The sequence below is a fragment of the Thiolapillus sp. genome (assembly GCF_048562965.1).
Taxonomy (GTDB): Bacteria; Pseudomonadota; Gammaproteobacteria; order Chromatiales; family Chromatiaceae; genus Thiolapillus; species Thiolapillus brandeum_A.
Genome location: NZ_JBHNMF010000606.1, coordinates 1 through 1,871 on the forward strand (window position 1 = coordinate 1; position 1,871 = coordinate 1,871).

At 51.5% G+C, this 1,871-nt stretch carries 2 protein-coding genes; one reads left to right on the top strand and one right to left on the bottom strand.

Features of this window, described 5'->3' with window-relative positions; all coding sequences use genetic code 11:
* The coding region (locus ACOCD2_RS18255) for a transposase (RefSeq protein WP_374209445.1) at nucleotides 1-88 on the bottom strand (88 nt) is incomplete at its 3' end.
* Between the two features lie 342 nt (nucleotides 89-430).
* On the opposite strand from ACOCD2_RS18255, the gene ltrA reads away from it, so the two are divergent.
* A partial coding sequence (ltrA, locus tag ACOCD2_RS18260; protein WP_419625866.1) for a group II intron reverse transcriptase/maturase occupies nucleotides 431-1,871 on the top strand: 1,441 nt, incomplete at its 3' end.

Genomic DNA, 1,871 nt, shown 5'->3' on the forward strand with positions numbered 1-1,871 from the left:
CGACATGAAACTTGTCAAAGGCGATCTTATCCTCCACTTTGGGCAGGCTTTCCAGTGTGGCGTTGATGAAGGCTGGCCACATGTCCATGGAGATGCTTTCTATCGCTTCTCGCTGCGCTTGTGTGTCATGAAGAATGTCGTGAGATATTCATGCTGTACCAAAGATGAGGGAAGGCCCCTCGGTTCCGGTAGCCAGATACTGGAATCAAACAACCCTATGCGGCCTTTGTTAAGAGCACGGGTCGTGAGCGATAGGGAAAAGGCAGAAAGAGAATCTGTCATGTGTGTTCTGAAGAGATGAATGCAAATGAACCATTGATGAGGTGTCGATATGTATAAACACTGTCAAAACCGGGGACCGAGCGTATTTCCGGGACGAGTTTCGACGTGATCTGGAAACGGGCGAAATGGCAGTCGGCATGGAGATGGCATGAATTCAGAACAGGCTTTGGTCCGGAACATGAGAACCTGTCGTCCTGATGACAAGGGAGAAGCGGTAGTGGGAGAACCACATCGTGAGAGTACCGATGCAGGGCACAGGGGCGGACTATCCCGTAGTAGTGATGAAGCTTCTGTAATGGGGGTGGAGCAAAGGGGATGGCCTGTCCAGTTGAGTGAAGGCGGTCAACCACAGCGTGGGAGGAACCGTCCTCATAAAACAAAACCTTTTCACATCTCGAAACATCTTGTCTTTGAAGCATACAAACGAGTCAAAGCCAACAAAGGGAGTGCCGGGGTCGACGCCCGAAGTCTGAATGACTTCGAAGTTAACCTGAAGGACAACCTTTACAAGCTGTGGAATCGTTTGTCTTCGGGCAGTTACCAACCACCACCGGTACTACGGGTAGAAATACCGAAATCCGGTGGTGGCGTACGACCGCTGGGCATCCCGACGGTTGCTGACCGAATTGCCCAAATGGTCGTAAAACTGCACATTGAACCCGAGCTGGAGAAGCACTTTCATCCCAGCTCCTATGGCTACCGGCCCGGCAAGTCCGCACACCAGGCGCTGCGAGCAGCCAAACAGCATTGCGGACGACGTGCCTGGGTGCTGGACATGGATATCAAAGGATTCTTTGATGCGATCGATCACGACCTGCTGATGCGGGCAGTGAAACGGCACGTTAAAGAACCTTGGCAGCTACTGTATATCCAACGCTGGCTGGAAGCACCGGTTCAATACGCGGATGGTCACAAGGAAAATCGCCATAGAGGAACCCCTCAAGGCGGTGTGATCAGCCCATTGCTCGCCAATCTGTTTCTGCACTATGTCTTTGACATTTGGGTGGAAAAGCATTGGGGTGGTATCCAGTTCGAACGCTATGCAGATGATATTGTCTGCCACTGTTCGAGCGAAAGAGAGGCGCAACGACTCAAGCAGTTATTGGAGAAGCGCTTTACCCAATGCGGCCTGCAACTACACCCAGACAAGACCAAAATAGTGTACTGCAAAGGCGGCCACCGCACAGGGGACTATGAACACATCAGCTTTGACTTTCTGGGCTATACGTTCAGACCCCGGTGGATCAAGACAAGGCAAGGAAAACAGGGCCTGTATTTTATCGCGGCGGTGAGCCAGAAATCGGCCAAGCGCATCCGCAAGGAAATCAACAGCTGGCCCTGGAGATACTGGTATCAGAAAGAGCTGACGGATATCCGTAGTTACTGTAGCAACAGGCTACAAGGCTGGTTGAACTACTACAGCCTGTTTGGAAGCAGCATTATCCGAAATGTATTATTCCACTTTGACAAGCGATTGAGTCGGTGGGGTAAATCGAAATACAAACAGCTTAAGACACTGATGCAGGCAGCGCGCTGGGTAAACCGGATAAGGCGGAAAAAGCCGCACGGTTTTCCGCACTGGCATGTTG